At 55.8% G+C, this 22368-nt stretch carries 19 protein-coding genes; 12 read left to right on the top strand and 7 right to left on the bottom strand.

The window, feature by feature from the left end:
• Positions 1-200: 200 nt before the first annotated feature.
• The 4 genes from ACN0UH_RS08315 to choX all read right to left on the bottom strand — a co-directional run bounded on the left by ACN0UH_RS08315 (position 201) and on the right by choX (position 3787).
• Entirely contained in the window at positions 201-674 is a 474-nt protein-coding gene (locus ACN0UH_RS08315; protein ID WP_417661608.1) for a thioesterase family protein, read from the bottom strand.
• Positions 675-880: 206 nt separating this feature from the next.
• Positions 881-1846, bottom strand: a complete 966-nt coding sequence (locus ACN0UH_RS08310; protein WP_417661607.1) for an L-carnitine dehydrogenase — start codon at positions 1844-1846, stop codon at positions 881-883.
• A 45-nt stretch (positions 1847-1891) separates the two neighbouring features.
• The gene (locus tag ACN0UH_RS08305; protein ID WP_417661606.1) at positions 1892-2776 is read right to left on the bottom strand and encodes a 3-keto-5-aminohexanoate cleavage protein; all 885 of its coding nucleotides are present in this window, start codon (positions 2774-2776) and stop codon (positions 1892-1894) included.
• A gap of 75 nt (positions 2777-2851) precedes the next feature.
• Complete coding sequence (gene choX / locus ACN0UH_RS08300) at positions 2852-3787, bottom strand: choline ABC transporter substrate-binding protein (protein WP_417661605.1); 936 nt, start codon at positions 3785-3787, stop codon at positions 2852-2854.
• A 267-nt stretch (positions 3788-4054) separates the two neighbouring features.
• On the opposite strand from choX, the gene ACN0UH_RS08295 reads away from it, so the two are divergent.
• From ACN0UH_RS08295 to ACN0UH_RS08260, 8 genes are all read left to right on the top strand, one after another.
• Positions 4055-4996 carry a GlxA family transcriptional regulator gene (locus ACN0UH_RS08295; protein WP_417661604.1) on the top strand — a complete coding sequence of 314 codons (942 nt, stop codon included), beginning with the start codon at positions 4055-4057 and terminating at the stop codon, positions 4994-4996.
• Positions 4997-5237: 241 nt separating this feature from the next.
• Complete coding sequence (locus tag ACN0UH_RS08290; RefSeq protein ID WP_417661603.1) at positions 5238-6215, top strand: dipeptidase; 978 nt, start codon at positions 5238-5240, stop codon at positions 6213-6215.
• Positions 6216-6307: 92 nt separating this feature from the next.
• Positions 6308-6838, top strand: coding sequence for a DUF5943 domain-containing protein (locus tag ACN0UH_RS08285; protein ID WP_417661602.1), 531 nt, complete (start codon positions 6308-6310; stop codon positions 6836-6838).
• 39 nt (positions 6839-6877) lie between these two features.
• Positions 6878-8938 (top strand): dimethylglycine demethylation protein DgcA, encoded by a 2061-nt coding sequence (gene dgcA / locus ACN0UH_RS08280; RefSeq protein WP_417661601.1) that lies wholly within the window; start codon positions 6878-6880, stop codon positions 8936-8938.
• A 219-nt stretch (positions 8939-9157) separates the two neighbouring features.
• The gene (gene dgcB / locus ACN0UH_RS08275) at positions 9158-11104 is read left to right on the top strand and encodes a dimethylglycine demethylation protein DgcB (protein WP_417661689.1); all 1947 of its coding nucleotides are present in this window, start codon (positions 9158-9160) and stop codon (positions 11102-11104) included.
• Positions 11101-12324 (top strand): electron transfer flavoprotein subunit alpha/FixB family protein, encoded by a 1224-nt coding sequence (locus tag ACN0UH_RS08270; RefSeq protein WP_417661600.1) that lies wholly within the window; start codon positions 11101-11103, stop codon positions 12322-12324. The genes dgcB and ACN0UH_RS08270 overlap by 4 nt, the downstream gene beginning before the upstream one ends.
• Complete coding sequence (locus ACN0UH_RS08265) at positions 12314-13108, top strand: electron transfer flavoprotein subunit beta (RefSeq protein WP_417661688.1); 795 nt, start codon at positions 12314-12316, stop codon at positions 13106-13108. The genes ACN0UH_RS08270 and ACN0UH_RS08265 overlap by 11 nt, the downstream gene beginning before the upstream one ends.
• A gap of 24 nt (positions 13109-13132) precedes the next feature.
• Positions 13133-13384: a hypothetical protein gene (locus ACN0UH_RS08260; RefSeq protein WP_087515334.1), complete on the top strand. Its 252-nt coding sequence runs from the start codon at positions 13133-13135 to the stop codon at positions 13382-13384.
• A 155-nt stretch (positions 13385-13539) separates the two neighbouring features.
• On the opposite strand, the gene ACN0UH_RS08255 is transcribed toward ACN0UH_RS08260, so the two are convergent.
• Both ACN0UH_RS08255 and ACN0UH_RS08250 read right to left on the bottom strand, forming a co-directional pair.
• Positions 13540-14643 carry a GlxA family transcriptional regulator gene (locus ACN0UH_RS08255; protein WP_417661599.1) on the bottom strand — a complete coding sequence of 368 codons (1104 nt, stop codon included), beginning with the start codon at positions 14641-14643 and terminating at the stop codon, positions 13540-13542.
• Positions 14644-15159: 516 nt separating this feature from the next.
• Complete coding sequence (locus tag ACN0UH_RS08250; RefSeq protein WP_417661598.1) at positions 15160-16539, bottom strand: L-serine ammonia-lyase; 1380 nt, start codon at positions 16537-16539, stop codon at positions 15160-15162.
• Positions 16540-17581: 1042 nt separating this feature from the next.
• Between ACN0UH_RS08250 and ACN0UH_RS08245 the strand changes: the two genes are divergently transcribed.
• The 4 genes from ACN0UH_RS08245 (at position 17582) to ACN0UH_RS08230 (ending at position 21728) form a co-directional block, all read left to right on the top strand.
• A complete protein-coding gene (locus tag ACN0UH_RS08245) occupies positions 17582-18778 on the top strand; it encodes a quaternary amine ABC transporter ATP-binding protein (RefSeq protein WP_417661597.1) in 1197 nt (398 codons plus the stop codon).
• Between the two features lie 2 nt (positions 18779-18780).
• A complete protein-coding gene (locus ACN0UH_RS08240; RefSeq protein WP_417661596.1) occupies positions 18781-19665 on the top strand; it encodes an ABC transporter permease in 885 nt (294 codons plus the stop codon).
• 36 nt (positions 19666-19701) lie between these two features.
• Complete coding sequence (locus ACN0UH_RS08235) at positions 19702-20646, top strand: choline ABC transporter substrate-binding protein (protein ID WP_417661595.1); 945 nt, start codon at positions 19702-19704, stop codon at positions 20644-20646.
• Positions 20647-20870: 224 nt separating this feature from the next.
• Positions 20871-21728, top strand: coding sequence for a glycine betaine ABC transporter substrate-binding protein (locus tag ACN0UH_RS08230; RefSeq protein WP_087515327.1), 858 nt, complete (start codon positions 20871-20873; stop codon positions 21726-21728).
• A gap of 80 nt (positions 21729-21808) precedes the next feature.
• Here ACN0UH_RS08230 and ACN0UH_RS08225 read toward each other — a convergent pair whose 3' ends face one another.
• Positions 21809-22264: a MarR family winged helix-turn-helix transcriptional regulator gene (locus ACN0UH_RS08225; RefSeq protein ID WP_417661594.1), complete on the bottom strand. Its 456-nt coding sequence runs from the start codon at positions 22262-22264 to the stop codon at positions 21809-21811.
• Positions 22265-22368: the final 104 nt, after the last annotated feature.

The following is a 22368-nucleotide window of genomic DNA, read 5'->3' as shown; positions in this document are numbered from 1 at the left end:
GCAACACTGAACTTGCTGATATGACCATTTCTGGTGGACAAGCTGCGCGTTGTCGCACCCTACGTAGACGGTTTCGCCCTGTAGGGAGGACAGCGCTTTTCTGTCCGCCATTTGCGGCGCAGAACTTGCTGGCACGACCATTTCTGGTGGACAAGCTGCGCGTTGTCACACCCTACGCATGGCCTTTACCGCTATGACTATCAGCGCTTGGGCAAACCTATGACCCGGCCGACATACACCGGTGCGGGCAAGTGTTGATGTGCAGCGGCCAAGGCATCGACCCGGGCTTGCACGGCGTCGGCAAATACCGCTGAACGCCCGGTGTTGACGTCGATATTCATCAACATCTGTTCGCTCTCAGCCAAGGCAGCGTCAACTCCCGCCAAGTGCAGGCTGTGGTGAATATGCAAGCGCTTTTGGTCATGGGCGAGGATTTGCGTACGCACTTCAACCTGCGCCCCAAGACGCACTTCATTGAGGTAATTGAGGTGGCACTCAAGGGTATACAAGGTGTGGCCGGTACTCGCCCTGCCCGCCTCATCAAGCCCTAGATGATCCATCAGCGAGTCGGTCGCATAGCTGAATATCAGCAGGTAAAAGGCATCGCGCAGGTGCTGATTGTAATCAACCCACTCAGGCAATACCTCGGTTTGGTAGGTGGTTAGCCGGGTCATTCATGCTCCTTACAATGGGCTGCCGAGCTCTGCCCGGCAGCCCTTATTTAGGGATCCTCTGAAAAAGGTAGCGAGCGACGGGAGTACAAGGCGAAAAGGTGCGAAAAAACGACCGGGGTCGCGCTCGACTTTAGTGGTCCTAAATGAGCATTTAGAGCAGCTTTTCAACGCAGTAATACCTAGCGCAGTAGTTTTTCAGGGATTCCTTAGTCAGCGAAATCAAAACCGTGTTTAGCCTTGGTTTGCCGGATCGCCTCTTGAACGGCAATCAGGCAATCATCACGGTAGCGCTCCAGTTCGGCAATACTGCGCTCGCCTTGCTGCGCAGCTGTACCTTCAACCACGCTGTCGATCAGGCCTTCGGTCAACTCTGGCGCCTCAAGATAGGTCCAGGGCAGTTTCAGCGCCGGGCCAAACTGATTCATGAAGTGACGCATGCCTGCATCGCCACCGGCCAAAGTGTAAGTCAGGAATGTACCCATGAACGACCAGCGCAAGCCCGCACCGAAGCGAATCGCATCATCGATTTCGCCCGTGGTGGCCACACCATCGTTGACCAAGTGCAGCGCTTCACGCCACAAGGCTTCGAGCAGGCGGTCGGCAATAAAACCGGGCACTTCTTTGCGCACATGCAGCGCACGCATGCCGATGGCCGTATAGACCTGCATCGCCGCCTGTACCGCCTCGGGTGCAGTCTTTTCACCGCCGACCACCTCGACCAACGGCAGCAGGTAAACCGGATTGAACGGGTGTCCAACCACACAGCGTTGCGGGTTTTGTGCGTCGGCATAGAACTCGCTGGGCAACAGCCCCGAGGTGCTTGAGCCGATCAATACATCAGGCCGTGCCGCAGCGCTGATCTTAGCGTGCAGATCGAGCTTCAGGGCCAGCACTTCGGGGGCGCTTTCCTGAATAAAATCCGCGTCGCGCACACAGTCTTCAATGCTCTGGGCAAAACGCAGGCGCTCCTGCGCGGCGCCGGGCGCCAAGCCTTGCTGCTCAAGTGCTGGCCAGGCATTGGCTACACGCTGACGCAATGCAGCTTCAGCGCCCGACGCGGGGTCCCACGCCACGACATCAAGACCGTGGGCCAATGCCCGCGCCACCCAGCCACTGCCGATAACACCGGTACAAATGGCCGCGAAGGTTTTTACTTCAGTCACAAATTTCATATCGCTTCCTTCAAATCGCAAGGGCCTGCGGCCTGATAAACGTGGTTATACGGCTTTGAGCTTCATCTTTTCGCGGCCTTCAGCTGGCGTCAGTGCACGGCCACCCAAGCGTTGGATGATTTCGATCACCCGCTCGACCAATTGACCGTTGGTGGCGTGAACGCCGCGATCCAGCCAGATGTTGTCCTCAAGCCCAACGCGGACATGACCGCCCAACAACATGGCTTGCGCCGCCATTGGCATTTGCGTGCGACCGATACCAAAACCGGCCCAGGTCGCGCCCTCAGGCAAGTTATCGACCATGGCTTTCATGCTCACGGTGTCTGCCGGAGCGCCCCACGGGATGCCTAGGCAAAGCTGGAACAACGGGTCTTCAAGCAAGCCCTCTTTCAGCATTTGCTTGGCGAACCAGAGGTGGCCGGTGTCAAAGATTTCCAGCTCGGCTTTAACGCCCAGTTCGGTAATGCGTTTAGCGCCAGCACGTAGCTGCGCGGGTGTGGAGACATAGATGTAGTCGCCATCACCAAAATTCAGGGTGCCGCAATCCAGGGTGCAGATTTCCGGACGCAGCTCTTCAATGTGTTTGAGACGCTCCATTGGGCCGACCAAATCGGTGCCTGCGCCAAATTCAAGCGGCTGCTCGCCCGGACCAATCTCAAGATCACCGCCCATACCGGCAGTGAGGTTGATAATCACATCGGTATCACTTTCACGAATGCGCTCAACCACTTCCCGGTACAACTCGACATCACGGCTTGGTTTGCCGGTTTGAGGGTCACGCACGTGGCAATGGGCAACCGTAGCGCCAGCTTTAGCCGCTTCGATTGCCGCATCGGCAATTTGCTTAGGAGTCACGGGAATTGCCGGGTGCCGGCCGACGGTATCGCCAGCACCGGTAACTGCGCAGGTGACAATGACTTCATAATTCATGGCTGTGACTCCTAATTTCAGGCAACAAAAACCCATACGTGGCCAAGCCGCGCATGGGGGTTGTTCAGGGTTGGGTTACTTCAGCGCGGCAATAACGCTGTCTGCAGGTTTGCCGTCAAAGGTGGTGACGCCTTTGAGCCAGCCGCTGACGATTTGTGGGTTGGCCTTGATCCAGTCGCGGGCGACGTCCTCGGGCTTTTTACGGTCCATAATCGGCTGCATCAGTTGGCTTTCCTGCTCGCTGGTGAAGCGCATGTTGCTCAACAGTTGATTCACATTCGGGCAGCGCTCGGCGTAATCCGGTGCGGTAACGGTAGAAACCGTGGCAGCGCCATCATTCGGGCCAAACACATCTTCAGTGCCGGTCAGGTAAGTGATCGGGTGCTGCAGGTTCATTGGGTGCGGCTTCCAACCGAAGAATACGATTGGCTTGTCGCTGCGCGTGGCACGGTTTACCGCAGCCAGCATGCCCGCTTCACTTGACTCGATCAGCTTGAACTCGCCCAGGCCAAACTGATTGGTATCGATCATCTTCTGGATTGCGGTATTGGCGCCTGAACCGGCATCAATCCCGTAAATCTTGCCATCGAGCTGATCCTTGAACTTGACGATATCGGCCATGGTTTTCAGGCCTTTGTCTGCCGCATAGGTCGGCACAGCAGGTGCAGCAACGGCATCATTGAGCGATGGCGTATCCATTACCTTGACTGCTTTTTTCTCAAGAAACGGCTGGATGTTGTCATCCATAATCGGCTTCCAGTAGCCGAGGAACACATCAATCTGATCTTTCTGAATACCGGCGAAAATAATCTGCTGCGATGCCTGCGTCTGCTTGGTTTCATACCCAAGACCTTCAAGCAAAGTGGAGGCCACAGCGGTGGTTGCAACAACATCCGTCCAACCGACTGCACCGACACGCACGTTCTTACAGCTTGCTTGATCCGCAGCCAACAACGACGAGCTGCACAGGGCGAGTACACAGCCACCGGCGATTAAATTTAGACGTTTCATGATTTTGCTCCCTCACTTTACGGTTTATATCCAAGGCCTCGGTGTGCCGCAAAACAGCCTGCGACAGGGCCCGGATTTTGTTCTGTAGAGGCCTTGCAGCCCCTCCGTGTTCGGACTTGATAACGCCCGATGCAGCCACAATACCCAAGACCGCGCTGGATAAAGCGCACTTTAGCGACTACTTATGGAACTATAGCGACTGTTAAGCACTCCGCTTTACGGCGCCGAACTGTACTTAATCAAGCCCTTCAGAGGTGAACCAACGCAATGCCAACAACCTTCTGGTTCCTGCTGCTGCCGGGGTTTTCGATGATGGGCTTGATGTCCTCGATTGAACCGCTGCGCGTTGCCAATCGCTTCAAAGACGAGCTCTATGACTGGCGCCTGCTCAGCGTGGATGGTGGGCCGGTGCAAGCCAGCAATGGCATGTCACTCAACGTTGAAAGCGCGCTGGATCACGACGACCGGCCGCATACGGTTTTTGTGATCAGCGGCTTTGAACCGCTCGGCGGCTACAGCCAGCCATTGTCGGCATGGCTGCACCGGCTGGATCGCGAAGGCGTGGTGATCGGCGCTATCGACACCGGCAGTTTTATCCTGGCCGAGGCCAAGTTGCTGGCCAAGCAGCGAATCACCCTGCATTGGGAAGCGATCAATGCATTCCAGGAGCGCTATCCGAACCTTAAAGTGACCCAGGAACTGTTCGAGATTGACGGCAAACGCATCACCACTGCAGGCGGCACATCAACCATCGACATGATGCTGACGCTGATTGCCCGCGATCACGGCGAGCCTATGGCGGTGAAGGTGTCTGAACAGTTCGTACTCGGGCGCATTCGCTCACGGCAAGATCATCAGCGCATGCAAGTCACCAGCCGCTACGGTGTGCATAACAAAAAGCTCAGCCTGGTGATCGCCGAAATCGAACGGCGCAGTGAAAACCCGCTCACCCCGCAACAGCTGGCTGACTTGGTGCAGATTACCCCGCGCCAGTTGGAGCGCTTGTTTCGCCAGCACCTAAATGACACCCCGGCCAACTTCTACCTGAATCTGCGTCTGGATAAAGCCCGGCAATTGCTCCGCCAAAGCGACATGAGCGTGCTCGAAGTCGCGCTCGCCTGCGGTTTTGAGTCTTCGTCCTATTTCTCCCGGCGCTATCGAAAGCGCTTCCAGACCAGCCCCAGCCAGGACCGCCACGAACACCAATAGCCAGCTGATCGGATGATTAACGGTGGACAAGCTTCGCGTTGTCGCACCCTACGTGGTGACGATGGCTAGTGAGGAAGGCGCTTTATCCTTTCACCAGATGACCTGTCCGTTTGCGACCAAGGGTTGACGCTTTCGGCAATCCCTCAGTCGTTTTTGCACCGGGTTACTTCACCCCTCGGGGATATGCTCACCTCAAAGCGTCATCAATAGATGTGACGCAATAACTTGAGGGGACAGCCTGATGAGCCCAGCCGAATTACACGCCGACAGCATCGTTATTGACGGGCTGATCATCGCCAAATGGAACCGTGAACTGTTTGAAGACATGCGCAAAGGCGGCCTCACCGCAGCCAACTGCACCGTGTCGGTCTGGGAAGGTTTTCAGGCAACAGTAAACAACATCGGTGCCAGCCAGAAACTCATTCGCGAGAACAGCGACCTGGTTATCCCGGTGCGCACCACTGCTGATATTCGCGCGGCGAAAGAGCAAGGCAAAACCGGGATCATCTTTGGCTTCCAGAATGCCCATGCCTTTGAAGACCAGATTGCCTATGTCGAAATCTTCAAGCAGCTTGGCGTTGGCATCGTGCAGATGTGCTACAACACCCAGAATCTGGTAGGCACCGGCTGCTATGAGCGCGACGGCGGCCTTTCCGGCTTTGGCCGCGAAATCGTTGCCGAGATGAACCGCGTCGGAATCATGTGCGACCTGTCTCACGTAGGCTCCAAGACCAGCGAAGAAGTCATTCTCGAATCGAAAAAGCCCGTGTGCTACTCGCACTGCCTGCCGAGCGGACTCAAGGATCACCCGCGCAACAAATCCGATGAAGAACTGAAGTTCATCGCCGACCACGGCGGTTTTGTCGGGGTCACCATGTTTGCGCCCTTCCTCGCCAAAGGCATCGATTCCACCATCGATGATTACGCCGAAGCCATTGAGTACGTAATGAACATCGTCGGTGAAGATGCCATTGGTATCGGCACCGACTTTACCCAAGGCCACGGCCAGGACTTCTTTGAGTGGCTCACCCACGACAAAGGCTACGCACGCCGCCTGACCAGCTTCGGCAAGATCGTTAATCCGCTGGGCATCCGTACCGTTGGCGAATTCCCCAACCTCACCGAGACCCTGCTCAAGCGCGGCATGCCCGAGCGCGTAGTGCGCAAGGTCATGGGCGACAACTGGGTTCGTGTGCTCGCCGACGTCTGGGGCGAATAACTCAGCCGCACCCAAGCCGCTTGCGGGTATGACCCAGGCATTTTTAAAGGCAAGCCCCTGGCTTTGCAGACCTAGATTTTTGGAGTTTGAACATGTCCACACACGCACCTGAAATGCCAATCCAAGTAGACGATGAGACCGGGGTCTGGACGACAGACGCCCTGCCGATGCTCTATGTTCCACGGCACTTCTTCGTCAATAACCACATGGGGATTGAAGAGGTTTTGGGTGCAGATGCCTATGCCGAAATCCTCTACAAAGCTGGCTATAAATCTGCCTGGCATTGGTGCAAGAAAGAGGCTGAATGTCACGGCCTGAAAGGCGTCGCTGTATTTGAACACTACATGAAGCGGCTTTCACAGCGTGGTTGGGGCTTGTTCAAGATCGAGCACATCAATCTTGAGAAAGGCACCGCCGAGGTACGTCTCGAGCATTCGGCATTTGTTTATGTATATGGCAAGTGCGGACGCAAGGTCGACTACATGTTCACCGGCTGGTTTGCCGGGGCCATGGACCAGATCCTCGAAGCCAGCGGCAGCCCGATACGGACTGTTGCCGAACAAGAATTCGGCGCATCCGAAGAAGGCCACGAACACGGCCTTTTTATCGTTAAACCTGTTTGACCCAGCCGTTTTAAAGCGCCACCTGTTGAGGAGTAAGAAATGGCTTTCGAGGCAATGTTCCAGCCGATCCAGATCGGCAAACTGACTGTCCGCAACCGTGTAATCAGCACCGCGCACGCCGAGGTGTACGCCACCGACGGCGGCATGACGACCGAGCGTTACGTCAAGTATTACGAGGAAAAGGCCAAGGGCGGTATCGGCCTGGCGATTTGCGGTGGATCATCGGTCGTTGCCATCGACAGCCCGCAACAGTGGTGGAGTTCGGTCAACCTGTCGACCGATCGCATCATCCCGCACTTCCAGAATCTTGCCGACGCCATGCACAAGCATGGCGCCAAGATCATGATCCAGATTACCCACATGGGCCGCCGCTCGCGCTGGGACGGCTACCATTGGCCAACACTGATGTCGCCATCTGGCATCCGCGAGCCGGTTCACCGCGCCACCTGCAAGACCATTGAACCCGAGGAAATCTGGCGGGTGATCGGCAACTACGCCCAGGCCGCACGCCGCGCCAAGGAAGGTGGGCTCGATGGCGTTGAATTGTCAGCCGTGCATCAGCACATGATCGATCAATTCTGGTCGCCACGAGTCAACAAGCGTGACGACGAATGGGGCGGCACCTTTGAAAAGCGCATGCGCTTTGGCCTGGAAGTGCTTAAAGCGGTGCGTGCGGAAGTCGGCGACGACTTTTGCGTGGGTATTCGCCTGTGCGGTGACGAATTTCACCCGGACGGCCTCACCCACGAAGACATGAAGCAAATCGCAAAATACTACGACGACACCGGCATGCTCGACTTTATCGGTGTGGTTGGCTCGGGCTGCGACACGCACAACACCCTGGCTAACGTTATTCCCAACATGAGCTACCCGCCTGAGCCGTTCCTGCATTTGGCGGCGGGCATCAAGGAAGTGGTCAAGGTGCCAGTGCTGCACGCGCAGAACATAAAGGACCCGAACCAAGCCACGCGTATTCTTGAAGGTGGCTATGTCGACATGGTCGGCATGACCCGCGCGCACATCGCTGATCCGCACCTGATCGCCAAGATCAAAATGGGCCAGATTGATCAGATCAAACAGTGCGTCGGCGCCAACTACTGCATCGACCGCCAATATCAAGGCCTGGATGTGCTGTGCATCCAGAACGCCGCCACTTCCCGTGAATACATGGGCGTGCCACATATCATCGAGAAAACCAGCGGAATCAAACGCAAGGTGGTGGTTGTCGGCGGAGGCCCAGCCGGGATGGAAGCCGCACGCGTTGCGGCAGAGCGCGGCCATGACGTGACCTTGTTCGAGAAGAAAGACCAGCTCGGCGGACAAATCACCACGGCGTCGAAGGCGCCGCAACGTGACCAGATTGCCGGTATTACCCGCTGGTTCCAGCTCGAACTGGCGCGCCTGAATGTAGACCTGCGCCTCGGCACAGGCGCCGATGAAGCAACGATTCTCGACTTGCGCCCAGACATTGTGGTGTTGGCCAACGGCGGGCATCCGTTTGTTGAACAAAACCCGCAATGGGGCGCAGAAGACGGCTTGGTCGTCAGCAGCTGGGACATTCTCGATGGCACCGTTGCGCCGGGTAGAAACGTGCTGGTCTACGACACCATCTGCGAGTTCACCGGTATGTCGGTGGCCGATTTCCTCGCAGACAAAGGCGCGCAAGTTGAGATCGTCACCGACGATATCAAGCCCGGCGTCGCCATTGGTGGCACATCGTTCCCTACTTACTACCGCAGCATGTACCCCAAAGAAGTGATCATGACCGGCGATTTGATGCTGGAAAAGGTCTATCGCGAAGGTGACAAGCTGGTTGCGGTGCTGGAGAACGAATACACCGGGGCCCATGAAGAACGGGTGATCGACCAAGTGGTTGTCGAGAACGGCGTGCGCCCGGACGAGCGCCTGTACTACGCACTCAAGGACGGCTCGCGTAACAAGGGACAGATCGACGTCGAAGCACTATTCGCCATTCAACCGCAGCCTTGCCTGAGCGAGAGCGGCGATGGCTACTTGCTGTTTCGTATCGGCGACTGCGTGGCCCAGCGCAATACACACGCGGCCATCTACGACGCCTTGAGGTTGTGTAAAGACTTCTGATCGGCCCCTGAGCGAGCTGTGCCGGGTTGTTCATCTTTCCAATAGACACATCTATTGGCCTCAGTGAACGCCTTGCTCAGCGCACTCGGTGACTTGATCACGTAAATGGCTGATGGCTAAGAGCAAAGGCAGCAAGCCTTTGCTGAAGAATACAAGCTGGTGAGTTGGCGCTTGGCCGTCTCACTTCAGGTTTTGCGGTCCCGCCAAGGAGACCCGATGATGTTGAATACCGTTTTGCCGATTCTGCTATTTGCCGCACTGGCGCTGGCCGTAATCGGTGCGCTGAAACGCTTTGCCATGTGGCGCCGCGGCAGGCCAGCTCAAGTTGACTGGCTCGGCGGGCTATTGGCCATGCCGCGCCGTTACATGGTTGACCTGCACCATGTGGTGGCTCGCGATAAATATATCGCCAATACCCACGTCGCAACAGCTGGCGGTTTCGTGCTGGCCGCTGTGCTGGCAATTCTGGTGCATGGTTTTGGCCTGCATAACCGGATTCTTAGCTTCACCCTTTTGGCTGCGACTGCATTGATGTTTGTCGGCGCAGTATTTGTCGCCAAACGGCGCCTCGACCCGCCTGCACGGCTGTCAAAAGGACCGTGGATGCGCCTGCCGAAAAGCCTGCTGATGTTCTCCGTCAGCCTGTTTATTGCCACGTTGCCAGTTGCCGGGATTCTGCCTGCTGGTTTTGGCGGCTGGCTGCTGGCTGTCGTATTACTGGTTGGTATTGCTTGGGGCGTCAGCGAATTGTTCTTCGGCATGACCTGGGGCGGGCCGATGAAACACGCCTTTGCCGGTGCCTTACATCTGGCGTGGCACCGCCGTGCTGAACGCTTCGGCGGTGGCCGTTCCACTGGTCTGAAAGCGCTTGATCTGGATGACCCGCAAGCGCCCCTCGGTGTTGAGAAACCCAGCGATTTCACCTGGAACCAACTGCTCGGTTTTGATGCATGCGTGCAATGTGGCAAATGCGAAGCTGCGTGCCCGGCCTTTGCCGCTGGCCAGCCGCTGAATCCGAAAAAACTCATTCAAGACATGGTCGTTGGCCTGGCTGGCGGTACTGATGCCAAGTTTGCCGGTTCGCCTTATCCGGGCAAGAACATTGGCGAACACAGCGGCGGACCGCACCTGCCAATTGTCTCGCTGGACGGCAAGGCATTGGTGGATGCAGAAACGCTCTGGTCGTGTACCACTTGCCGCGCCTGCGTTGAAGAGTGTCCGATGATGATCGAGCACGTCGATGCCATCGTCGATATGCGCCGTCATCTGACCTTGGAACAAGGCGCCACGCCGAATAAAGGCGCCGAAGTACTGGAAAACCTGATTGCCACTGACAATCCCGGCGGCTTCGCACCGGGCGGACGCCTGAACTGGGCGGCAGATCTCGATTTACCCTTGATGCGTGATAAGCAACAAGCCGATGTATTGTTCTGGGTCGGTGACGGCGCATTCGACATGCGTAATCAACGTACCTTGCGCGCACTGGTCAAAGTGCTCAAAGCCGCCAACGTCGACTTCGCAGTACTCGGGCTGGAAGAGCGCGACAGCGGTGATGTGGCACGCCGACTTGGCGATGAGGCGACTTTTCAACAGCTGGCCAAGCGTAATATCAACACCTTGGCGCAATACCGCTTCAACACCATCGTCAGCGCCGATCCGCACAGCTTTCATGTGCTGAAAAACGAATATGGCGCCTTCGGTGGCGACTACAGCGTGCTGCACCACAGCACCTATATCGACCAATTGATCAGCAGCGGGAAACTCAATCTGAGCAAGCATCGCAATGCGTCGGTGACCTATCACGACCCTTGCTACCTTGGCCGCTACAACGGTGAATACGAGGCGCCGCGCAACGTACTCAATGCGATTGGTATCGAGGTCAAAGAGATGCAGCGCTCAGGCTTTCGCTCCCGCTGCTGTGGCGGCGGCGGTGGCGCGCCAATTACGGATATTCCCGGCAAACAACGGATTCCCGATATGCGCATGGTCGATATCAAGGAAACCGGTGCTGAAATTGTCGCGGTTGGCTGCCCGCAGTGCACGGTCATGCTTGAAGGCGTGGTTGAGCCGCGCCCGCAGATCAAGGACATCGCCGAGCTGGTTGCTGAAGTGTTGATCGAAACAACAACTCGCCCTGCCCAACGCGAAGCAGTGGAGGCCGTATGAGTGACATTATTCGCCGTGACCCACGCGCCGAGTGGATAGCACGCAACCGCCTGCACCCGCTGCACGCTAGCATGCAAACTAGCGTTGCCAGTTGGCTCAGCGCGGATGGCGTGCCTCGTAAGAATCCGCATGCCGTTGGTTTTATTGGGCCAAACGGAATCAAACGTATCGATCGGTCGGGCGCGCAGCAAACCAGCAGCGGCAAACGCAGCAGCGCACCAAGCGTGGTGCAGTTACCGCTGCATATCGTTGAGCAGCCGGCATTCTATATCTGCGTAGTACCGGATATGGTCGGCGGCCGCCTGAGCAGCCACGACAAGGATCTGCTGGGCCTTGCCCACAAACTGGCAGGCACAGACGGCGCAGTGGTCGCAGTGATCTTTGCCGAACACAAAGAGAGCGGATTCGACACCGCAGGCGTCGACCGTGTTCTGCACTTTACTGACGCGGTATTTGATGGCTACTCGCCGGAACAGCGCGTACAGGCATTGGCGCGAGTTGAAAACCAACTTGCACCGCGCCACTGGTTACTGCCGGACAGCCGCAATGGCGGCGGTGAACTGGGCCGCAGGCTGGCCGCAAGATTGTCAGAACGTCCGGCGACCCGGGTCTGGCAAGTTGCGGATGAGCAGAGTATCGGCCGTGCCGGTGCAGGCCGCGAGGATCTACAACGCCCAGCGCCACGCTTGATCCTGGCCACAGCTGAATGCGCCGAGCCCATCAGTGAAACCCGTCATCAGGCGCAGCCTATGCAGCTACAAGATGCGATCAACCCGAGTCGCTCACGCATCAAGGATCTCGGTGCGGTTGCAGTCGACCCGGCGTTGATCCCAATGGCTGAGGCGGAATTTATTCTGTCCGGCGGTAACGGCGTTAAAGACTGGTCACTATTCCATCAGGCGGCCGAAACACTGGGCGCGACCGAAGGCGCATCACGGGTGGCTGTCGATGACGGTTTTATGCCGCGCAATCGGCAAGTGGGTGCGACCGGAACCTGGGTCACGGCGCGGGTCTATCTGGCCGTTGGTATTTCAGGCGCCATTCAGCATCTGCAAGGGATTGGCGCCTGCGACAAAGTCGTCGCAGTGAACATGGACGCCAATTGCGACATGGTTAAACGCGCTGATTTGTCAGTCATTGGCGACTCAGCGGCAATTCTTCAGGCATTGATTGCCCGCATCGACGCCCATCGTCAGGGAGGCATTCGTGATGCTGCCTAATCCTGAAAACGCAACAGCGCTCAATGTTGTGGCGCTGGTTTCAATCGGCGCCCATCCGACCTCCGGCAGGCCCCGTCGCGCCGAGCAGGATGCACGCGCAGTCGAACTTGGCTTGCGCCTCGCCGGCGAAGCCTTGCAAGTGCTGCACGCAGGCGATGCGCAGCAAGAAGCATTGCGCGGTTACTTGGGCATGGGCATCAAACAGCTTCAAGTACTTGAACAGCCGCCGCAGGCCGACGTGCTTTATGCGCTGAGCGATTATTTCCTCGACAGCGATGCTCAACTCATCCTTACCGGCAGCCAGGCTGAAACCGGTGAAGGCTCGGGCATGCTGCCCTATTTGCTGGCCGAGCAACTCGGTTGGCCGGTGGTGGTGGGGCTGGCCGAGGTTGAGCGCATCGATCAGGGCGTTGCGCACGTATTGCAGGCATTGCCCCGTGGCCAACGTCGGCGTTTACAGGTGCAGATGCCCTTTATCGCCAGTGTTGATAACGCCGCACCGCCCGCCCGGCAAAGTGCTTTCGGCCCAGCGCGGCGCGGCGAGTTGCAGAGCCAGGCTGCGAATGTCTGCCCTGACCTGTTATTTAGCGAGGGGCAATTGCAGCCCGCACGGCCGCGGCCGAAACGGCTTAAAGTGATCAAGGCCAAAACTGGCGCCGAACGGATGAAAGCCGCCACGGCCAAGGCATCAGGCGGTGGCGGCCAAGTGCTTAAAGACTGCTCGCCAACCGAGGCCGCCGAGGCTATCTTCAAATTATTACTGGATGAAGGCGTGCTGCGTTAAGCCGCCAGTCGCAGGAGGTTAACCATGATGCATGCTGACTTGATCGACCAGGAAGACCTGCGCGAACGCCTCAATGCAATCGGCTTGGCGATCCCGTCAGGCGCAACCGCCGAGCAAGCCTGCGCACAAGCCGTAAGTGGTTTGAGCCCTGACCGGGCGGTGGCGTTACGGCGTCTGGTTGAAGAGCTATTGGGCGGCAGCGCGACGCTACTGCCAGCTGTGCGCGAAGCAGTTTCACGTACGCTATTACCGGCACTGGTGCCTAAACCGAAATAAACCGGTTTTTACCGATGGTGGACAAGCTTCGCGTTGTCGCCCCCTACAACCTGCTTAAAAGTAGGGTGGGTAATGCCTTTTTACCCACCTTTGGTGCTCAGGATTCAGCGGATAAACTCCGCGTTGCCCGCCTTACTCCAAGCAATGCCAGTCACTTAAAGGCGCACGCTGGCAAAGGTTGACTCACCTTGCGCGCGAGTCAGCGCTGCCATGGCGCTGGATGACGAAGGCCGCATCAGGTCTTCGGTTACAGGCACCAGCGAGACGATCTTCGACAGGCTGTTGCCCGCGCGTTCATCACGCGGCGGAATCCCGAAATACTCGCGGTAGCACTTGGAGAAATGTGGCGTCGAAACAAAGCCACACACCGAAGCCACTTCAATAATCGACATCGACGTTTGCTTGAGTAATTGCCGCGCACGAATCAAGCGCAGTTTCAGGTAATAGCGCGATGGCGAGCAGTGCAGGTACTTCTGAAACAGCCGCTCCAGTTGACGCCGCGAAACATCGACATAACAGGCGAGCTCGTCCAGGTCGATCGGCTCCTCAAGATTTGCCTCCATCAAGGCAACTATTTCCTGCAGCTTTGGCTGATTGGTCCCGAGCATATGCTTGAGCGGAACGCGCTGGTGATCCTGCTCGTTACGAATGCGCTCGTAGATAAACATTTCGGAAATTGCCGCCGCTAATTCACGACCATGCTCGCGGCCGATCTGGTGCAGCATCATATCCATCGGTGCGGTGCCGCCGGACGATGTATTGCGGTTGCGGTCGATCGAAAACAGGCGCGTGGTGATCGCCGCACGCGGGAAAGCTTCCTGCATGGAGGCCAGGCATTCCCAGTGCACGCTGCAGTCATAACCGTCCATCAAACCGGCTTTGGCCAAGGCCCAGCTACCGGTACAGACCGCACCGATCTGGCGACCTTGCCGCGCCTGCTGCTGCAGCCACTGCAAATGCTCGCGGGTAACGCTGCGCTGAATATCCACGCCTCCGCAGACAATCACCGAGTCCAGTTTCGGTACGCTGGAAAGCGAAGCATCCGGACTGATATTCAAGCCGTCACTGGCCGATACCGTAGCCCCCGTGAGAGTAATGGTGTACCAGCGATACAGCTCTTTGCCAGAAAGCTGATTGGCCATGCGCAGCGGCTCGATTGCCGAAGCCAGAGAAATCAGGGTGAAGTTATCCAGAAGCAAAAAGCCGATGGTCTGAGGTAACGGGTTCGGAGGCTGGCCTCCGGCGGTGGACTGCGACATTAAGCAAACCCTCACACAAGCACGTAGTTGAGCTTTATCAGCCCTTTCTTGGAATAGATCTACGATTTTCAGCGCAACGCTCAGACGGGTCAGGAACAGTTTCAGTCATTGTTTCTAACGCAACATCGACACCGTGCATCGTGATCAAACACGCAACGTCTGGCCTACTACAGCCCCAGACAGGCCCTAATCGCAACGCAAAGGCCATGCCTAAATTGACTGGCCGTTCAATAATAAGTTGCAGGTCGCTGCAAGCCGCATGAAAGCGGCATTCTCAGTCACGACAAAACGATCCGGAAAACGACCTGTAAGCTAGCTACCATGCGGGCTTGAGCATTTCGGTAGCACCATTCAAACGACCGTTTGTAACCAGGCCTCAATTTGTCGACCGGGCAGTAACAGACGAGCGGTAAGCGTCCCGTTCGCGCTTGTCTGAAGTGCCAATTACTGCACTCGGTTGATGGCGCACCAAAAAAGAGCACGGGCGTTTTTCGTGTCCTGCAAAGGCTCAAATGTTCAACATTCGATGGCGCTCACGGCTAAACCACCGCGTGAGGTTTCTTTGTATTTATCCTGCATGTCCGCGCCGGTATCACGCATGGTTCGGATCACTCGATCCAGAGAAATAAAATGTTTACCGTCGCCACGCAGCGCCATTTGCGCGGCATTGATGGCCTTGACTGCAGCAATCGCATTGCGCTCGATACAGGGCACCTGCACCAGCCCGCCAACCGGATCACAGGTCAATCCAAGATTATGCTCCAAACCAATTTCTGCGGCGTTCTCAAGTTGCTCGGGCGTGGCGCCGAGAATCTCAGCCAGCCCGGCAGCAGCCATTGCGCACGCTGAGCCGACCTCGCCCTGGCAACCAACCTCGGCGCCGGAGATTGATGCATTCTTCTTGCACAGGATGCCAACCGCTGCAGCACTCAACAGGTAATTAACGACGTCCTCGTCGCATGCCTCTGGATTGAACTTCATGTAGTAATGCAGCACTGCTGGAATGATGCCCGCCGCACCATTGGTAGGCGCGGTAACCATGCGTCCGCCGGCTGCATTTTCCTCGTTGACCGCCAGCGCAAAGAGGTTCACCCACTCCATCGCCGAGAGCGTTGAGCCGATCACGTTCGGCTTACCAAGCTCTTGCAGGCTGCGATGCAACTTGGCTGCGCGACGCTGCACGTGCAGACCGCCGGGTAAAACGCCTTCATGACGCAAGCCGTGTTCAACGCAATCACGCATGGCTTGCCAAAGCGTCAGCAAGCCGCTGCGTATCTGTGCTTCAGTACGCCAGGCTTGCTCGTTGGCCATCATCAATTCACTGACTCGCAAGTTGTGCTGCTGGCACAACTGCAGCAACTGCGCTGCGCTGGAGAAATCATAGGGCAGCCGGGTTTGATCCTGATCCAACTTGCCGGTCGCTGCCTGCTCCTCATCAACTACAAAACCGCCGCCTACCGAGTAGTAGGTATTACTGTACAGCTCGCAATGTTCAGCATCGAAAGCGCACAAGGTGAGCGCATTGGGGTGATAAGGCAGGTTCTGTTCGAGCAACAACATGTCGCGCTGCCAGTCAAAGTGGATCAGTGGACCACCGCCCAGCTTCAGCTGTGAGTCGGCCTTGAGGGTCTCGATCCGTGGCAGCACCTGGCGTGGGTCAACACTGTCAGGCAACTCGCCCATCAAACCGATCAACACCGCATTGTCACTGCCATGCCCAACCCCAGTCGCCGCAAGTGAACCATAAAGACGCACTTCTATACGCGCGATTCGCGCTAACAAATGGCGCTCCTGCACTGCGCCCAAGAACAATCCGGCGGCGCGCATCGGGCCAACCGTATGCGAACTGGAAGGGCCAATACCAATCTTAAAAAGGTCGAACACACTGATAGCCACGACAGTTTCCTCAAGGGAATTGTTGTATGGCGGCCATGATCAGGATTTCAGTAAAGGATTGACGCCCAGCACCGACTTACTCATATCCAAACCCGTCAATACGGTCGAGTAAAGGACGCAGGAGCGGTTCAAATCCCCATGTCCAATCTTCACTGGGTGCTGTTTTTATCGAGCACATGAGCAATGCCGAACAAATCTGAAATCATGCAAAACAGATATGTTCATGTAGCGATACAAAGCAATGAAATACTTGGGAAAACAGCTCTTGAATTGGTTGCATTAAAGCTAAAAACGCAACAAATATTCGACACAAAGGTCACCTCTTCACGGCTAAAAATGTGCAATAAAAACTACACCCGAGTGTGTTTTTTCAGCAAAAATCAGTTTTTTTTCAGTTTTTTTTGATTCCGCCACAGCCCCCGGCCTACGGCGGCTGCACCGAACTGAAAAGCTGAAAACCACGTACGACGCGGCTTCCAGCCTTGGCCTTGAGGCTAAAAAGTCTGTTATGGTTTTAATAGGTATGCGCAATGTCGCCGCCCAACACGTCAGGGTCGCTAATCGACAATTGTCGCCACTAGAAGCCTATATCGTTGAGTCAGCCGATTTCGTCGCTGTTGCTTGAAACCGAGCAAACAGACCGAGGCAAACTGCCTTGGACCGAAGTAATAAAAACGTGCTGGCCAACCACCGAGCGGGCGCCAGCCCAACAAGAAAATTCGGATGTACGCGCATCTCAGGTTGAGATGTGTTCACCCAAAGGATTGGGCTTCAAAACACTGCCAGAGGGTTTGGAAAGCAGTTTGCAGCACGGCACAGCAAGGTTTGATCACAATCACAATACTGAATCGTCCACCGCCTTAACGGCACATGGGGCGACGCTTTGGTGGTGCCCGATTAAACCAGAAGCGCCGCGCAGCAATTGGCCAACCATATCCTGGAACCACGTAAACCCACACAGACACGAACAGTCGGCATCACTCTGCCTAAAGCAGAGCTCCGCGTAACTGATCTGGATGTCTTCTGAAGGGGAACAAATCCCATGCAGTCTGGAAAAATCGTCGTAAAGAACCTGTACAAGGTTTTTGGCCAAAATGAACAAGAAGCAATCGACCTGCTTAAAGAAGGTTGGAGCAAAGATAAAATCCTTGCGGAAAAAGGCTCCGTAATCGGGGTCAGCGATGTATCGTTTAGCGTCGAAGAAGGCGAAATATTTGTGCTAATGGGCCTGTCTGGCTCGGGCAAATCAACGCTTATTCGTCTGATCAACCGTTTGGTTGAACCGAGTGCTGGCGATGTGTTCATTGATGGGCAGAACGTTGCAAAGCTGCCTAAATCGCAATTGATAGACCTGCGTCGCCGTGACATGAGCATGGTCTTTCAGTCCTTCGCGTTGATGCCTTCTCGCACCGTGCTGGATAACGCAGCATTCGGTCTTGAAGTCGCCGGTATTAGCCGTAAAGAACGCGAAGAACGGGCAATGAAAGTACTCACCCAGGTGGGTCTCGACACCTTCGCCCACAAGCATCCCCATGAATTATCCGGCGGTATGCAGCAACGTGTTGGCCTGGCCCGCGCGCTGGCCGTCGACCCGTCGATGATCATCATGGATGAAGCCTTCTCGGCACTCGATCCGCTCAAACGCCGTGAAATGCAAGACGTGCTGCTCGAGCTGCAAAAGACCCATCGCCGGACCATCATCTTCGTATCCCATGATATTGAAGAAGCCATGCGCATTGGTAATCGCATCGGCATCATGGAAGGCGGCAAGCTGATTCAGGTCGGTACACCGCAAGAGCTGGTCGATAACCCGGCCAATGATTATGTACGTAACTTCTTCGACACAGTAGACACTAACCGCTATCTCACGGCTGGTCAGCTCAAGGCCGACAGTGTGCCGCTTTTCGTCCACAACGGCAGTGCACCCGACGCGCAGATGGTGTGCCAGAAGCTGCAGGACATGGACAAACACTACGCCTTCATCGTCGATCAGGACAACGTTTTCCAAGGCTCTATCAGCCTCGAAAAAATTGCCCTGATGGTCGAAGACGGGCAACCACATGCACTGGATGCGGATGTACTCAAAAAGATTGAGTGCGCCCCTGAAGACATGCCGCTAAACGAAGTAATTGAGCGCTTGGTTGATAACGAAGGCCCGATTCCAGTCAAAGATGAGAATGGCCGTTACAGCGGTGCCATCAGCAAGGGCCGCCTTCTGACCCGCATGCAGGGAGACTAATCATGAGCGATAAAAAACTCGACCTCGGCAGCTGGGTAAATGATGTTGTCCAGCACCTGTTGGATAACTACAGCGGCGCCTTCGACAGCATTGGCCAGGTTGTCAGCGGCTTCTCCGAAGCCATTGAAGCCATATTGATGTTTCCGCCAGCCTGGCTGTTGATCGCTATTTTTGTTGCACTGGGCATTTGGCGCATCGGTTTACGCTTCGCCATTTTCACCGCCATCTCATTTGTGCTGATCGTAATGACCGGCTTCTGGGAGCAAACGGTGGTCACACTCGGCCTGACTTTCTCGGCAACGCTTATCAGCCTGGTCTTGGGTATTCCACTGGGCATTTGGGCGGCTAAAAGCGAGCGCGTGGCGATGATTATCCGACCCGTCCTCGACTTCATGCAGACCATGCCAGCCTTCGTTTACCTGATCCCGGCGGCCATGCTCTTCGGCCTCGGCCGCGTCCCCGGCATCATCGCAACCGTGATCTTCGCGATGCCACCAGCCGTACGCTTGACCAGCTTGGGTATTCGTCAGGTCAACAAGGAAATCGTCGAAGCCGGCCAGTCGTTCGGCTGTAACGGTCGCCAATTATTGTTCAAGGTACAGCTGCCAAATGCGATGCCATCAATCATGGCGGGCGTTAACCAGACCATCATGATGGCTCTGTCGATGGTGATCATTGCCTCGATGGTCGGCGCCGGTGGTTTGGGTAACGACGTACTCGCGAGCATCCAACGTCTGGATATCGGTCTAGGCTTTGAAAGCGGCATGGCCGTGGTGTTGCTGGCAATCATCCTTGACCGTATTACAGAAAGCTTCGGCACACCTAAGCAAGAGAATAGTCGCAGCAGCGTTATGACTTGGTTGAGCGCAAAACTGCAACGTCAATAAATAAGCCTTTCATTTAAAAAGACTAGGGAGTTGCCGATGAACACGATCAAGACACTTGCAGGAGTTGGCCTGCTGGCCTGCACGATGATGCAAGGCGCATGGGCTGCAGAACCTGCGAGTTGTAAGCAGGTTAAATTTGCCGAGATTGGCTGGGCAGATATTTCTGCGACTACAGGCGTTGCCATGACCTTGACTGAAGGTTTGGGCTATCAGCCCCGCAAAATCCTCGCGTCAGTACCTATCGCGTTCACCGGCGTGAAAAAGAAACAAATTGATGTATTCCTCGGTTACTGGGCGCCATCAATGGATGCGGTGATTGAGCCCTTCCTCAAGGACGGTGGTGTCAAGGTTCTGCCCAAAGCCAACCTCGAAGGTGCCAAGTACACACTGGCTGTACCGACCTACGCCGCAGAAGCTGGCTTGAAGAGCTTTCAAGACATCGCCAAGTTTAAAGATCAACTGGGCGGCAAGATTTACGGTATCGAGCCCGGTAATGACGGCAACCTGCTGATTGAGAAAATGATCAAAGGCGACCAATTCGACCTCGGTGACTTCCGAATGGTTGAGTCCAGCGAAGCTGGCATGTTGGTTCAGGTTCAGCGTGCCGTGAAGAAAAAAGAACCAGTGGTTTTCCTCGGTTGGGCACCACACCCAATGAATACTCAGTTTGACCTGACTTACCTGTCCGGTGGCGATGATGTATTCGGTCCAGACTACGGCGCGGCCAAGGTCTACACCGTGGTTTCGCCTGGCTATGAAGAGCAGTGCCCTAACGTTGGCAAGCTCCTCAATAACCTGCAGTTCACAGTCGAAATCGAAAGCCAGTTGATGGAGAAAGTTCTCGATAAGCAGAACCCGACCACCGTGGCTAAAGAGTGGATCAAAGCGCACCCGGAAGCCCTCGACAAGTGGCTTGCAGGTGTAACCACTGTTGATGGGGAAGACGGTGTTGCTGCCGTCAAGAAATTCGTCGGCCTGTAAAATTGCCGATTAGCTTCAACACCTTCCCGCCAGTTTTGGCGGGAAGGTTTGATAAAGCCGAGCAAACCCTGTTTGCCGGTTTACTGGGTGACTCACCTTGCAGTGAGCGCCCCTGTGGTCCAAGAGGGTGTAGCCAGCATGACGTCGGCTGCAACAAGGCCCGCAATCAGAACGAGCCAGTAAACCTATAACAACTGCCACTCACACTGACGGAGCAAAACCCTATGCGTAAAATCAAATCAATGTGCCTGCAAGGCCTTGGCGTTGCAGCCTTGGCGCTTGGCATGTCATCCGCAATGGCTGCGGATAAACCAGAGCTGAAAATCGGTTTCGTAAACGGCTGGGACGACAGTGTCGCAGTCAGCAACGTTGCGGCTGAAGTACTCGAAAGCAAACTCGGTTACAGCGTCAAGCTGCAAGCGGTAGAACCTGCAATCATGTGGCAAGGCGTGGCCCGTGGTGACCTTGACGTGACCCTGTCCGCTTGGCTGCCAACCACTCATGGCGAATACTTCAAACGTTTCAAAGACAAGGTTGAAGTCCTCGGCACTAACTATCAAGGCGCTAAAATCGGCCTGATCGTGCCTGACTACTTCGCAGCTAAAAGCATCGAAGACCTGAACAAGTACAGCAAAGATATCGACGGTAAAATTACCGGTATTGATGCTGGTGCAGGCGTTATGCGCCGTACCGAAGACGCAATCAAGCAGTACAACCTCGACATCAAGCTGATGCCAAGCTCAGGCCCGGGCATGGCGACCGCCCTGGCGCGTGCGGAGAAAGACAAGAAGGCAATCGTTGTAACCGGTTGGATCCCACACTGGATGTTCGCCAAATGGAAACTGCGCTTCCTTGATGACCCGAAAAAAGTCTTCGGCGATGACGAGCACGTAGACACAGTGGCTAACCCTGCACTGGCAACTAAAGCCCCAGACGCCGCAGCCTTCCTGAAGAAAATCTCGTGGAGTGGTGAAGAAGTGGGTACGGTCATGCTGGCTATCCGCGAAGGCGCCGATCCTAAAGACGCAGCCAAAAAGTGGATTGCAGATAACCCTGAACGCGTAGCTGAATGGCTTAAATAAGCCGTATTAACCTCAGTTTTAAAAAGCGGACTTCGGTCCGCTTTTTAATGCGCGAATATCAATGTCACAAAGACCAAGACTTATTCAGCAGGCAAGCATTTGGTTAACAGAGCCAATAACGCTTCGCGCTCGGCATCGCTCAACGGTGCAAATGCAGCAGTTTCAGCCGCATAAAATATATCCAGAGCCTGATCTTTAACCTGAGCACCCTGCGCAGTGACGCTCAACTGCACGCTGCGTTGGTCTTGCGGATCTGGCTCACGCTTTATCCAGCCACGCCCCTCAAGGCTGCGCACCCGGCGCGTAATCAAGGCTTTGTCACAGCCATTGAGCTTTGTCAGCCCGAGCGGGTTCAGGCCCGGCTGCTCCGCCAGTTGCTCCAGCAACAATACATCAGGCGGATTAAGCGCAAGATTAGCTTCACGCAGATCGCGTAAAACACGGTGCTTCATACCCATGATCAGACGACGCAGGGTGCGGGATAACGCTTGGTTGGTCACGGCGGAAACACTCGGAAGTAAGGATTCTGTAAACAATGTTGACTCAGTCAACCTTATCGCGAGAATGTTGACCCCATCAACTATATAGCCATATAAGCTGGACCAGCCTGCTAGCTACAGCAACGCTGATTACCAGCCGG

Source organism: Pseudomonas sp. (assembly GCF_048265905.1).
Taxonomy (GTDB): domain Bacteria; phylum Pseudomonadota; class Gammaproteobacteria; order Pseudomonadales; family Pseudomonadaceae; genus Aquipseudomonas.
This window is presented reverse-complemented; position numbering and strand designations above follow the sequence as displayed.

What these genes read in the sequence shown, in the direction of transcription:
- ACN0UH_RS08265 (WP_417661688.1), top strand. Translation starts at nt 12,314, where the DNA reads ATGCTGCCTAATCCTGAAAACGCAACAGCGCTCAATGTTGTGGCGCTG.
- ACN0UH_RS08295 (WP_417661604.1), top strand. Translation starts at nt 4,055, where the DNA reads ATGCCAACAACCTTCTGGTTCCTGCTGCTGCCGGGGTTTTCGATGATG.
- choX (WP_417661605.1), bottom strand. Translation starts at nt 3,787, where the DNA reads ATGAAACGTCTAAATTTAATCGCCGGTGGCTGTGTACTCGCCCTGTGC.
- ACN0UH_RS08305 (WP_417661606.1), bottom strand. Translation starts at nt 2,776, where the DNA reads ATGAATTATGAAGTCATTGTCACCTGCGCAGTTACCGGTGCTGGCGAT.
- ACN0UH_RS08235 (WP_417661595.1), top strand. Translation starts at nt 19,702, where the DNA reads ATGAACACGATCAAGACACTTGCAGGAGTTGGCCTGCTGGCCTGCACG.
- ACN0UH_RS08240 (WP_417661596.1), top strand. Translation starts at nt 18,781, where the DNA reads ATGAGCGATAAAAAACTCGACCTCGGCAGCTGGGTAAATGATGTTGTC.
- ACN0UH_RS08290 (WP_417661603.1), top strand. Translation starts at nt 5,238, where the DNA reads ATGAGCCCAGCCGAATTACACGCCGACAGCATCGTTATTGACGGGCTG.
- ACN0UH_RS08285 (WP_417661602.1), top strand. Translation starts at nt 6,308, where the DNA reads ATGTCCACACACGCACCTGAAATGCCAATCCAAGTAGACGATGAGACC.
- ACN0UH_RS08260 (WP_087515334.1), top strand. Translation starts at nt 13,133, where the DNA reads ATGATGCATGCTGACTTGATCGACCAGGAAGACCTGCGCGAACGCCTC.
- ACN0UH_RS08255 (WP_417661599.1), bottom strand. Translation starts at nt 14,643, where the DNA reads ATGTCGCAGTCCACCGCCGGAGGCCAGCCTCCGAACCCGTTACCTCAG.
- ACN0UH_RS08270 (WP_417661600.1), top strand. Translation starts at nt 11,101, where the DNA reads ATGAGTGACATTATTCGCCGTGACCCACGCGCCGAGTGGATAGCACGC.
- dgcA (WP_417661601.1), top strand. Translation starts at nt 6,878, where the DNA reads ATGGCTTTCGAGGCAATGTTCCAGCCGATCCAGATCGGCAAACTGACT.
- ACN0UH_RS08315 (WP_417661608.1), bottom strand. Translation starts at nt 674, where the DNA reads ATGACCCGGCTAACCACCTACCAAACCGAGGTATTGCCTGAGTGGGTT.
- ACN0UH_RS08310 (WP_417661607.1), bottom strand. Translation starts at nt 1,846, where the DNA reads ATGAAATTTGTGACTGAAGTAAAAACCTTCGCGGCCATTTGTACCGGT.
- ACN0UH_RS08230 (WP_087515327.1), top strand. Translation starts at nt 20,871, where the DNA reads ATGCGTAAAATCAAATCAATGTGCCTGCAAGGCCTTGGCGTTGCAGCC.
- ACN0UH_RS08245 (WP_417661597.1), top strand. Translation starts at nt 17,582, where the DNA reads ATGCAGTCTGGAAAAATCGTCGTAAAGAACCTGTACAAGGTTTTTGGC.
- dgcB (WP_417661689.1), top strand. Translation starts at nt 9,158, where the DNA reads ATGTTGAATACCGTTTTGCCGATTCTGCTATTTGCCGCACTGGCGCTG.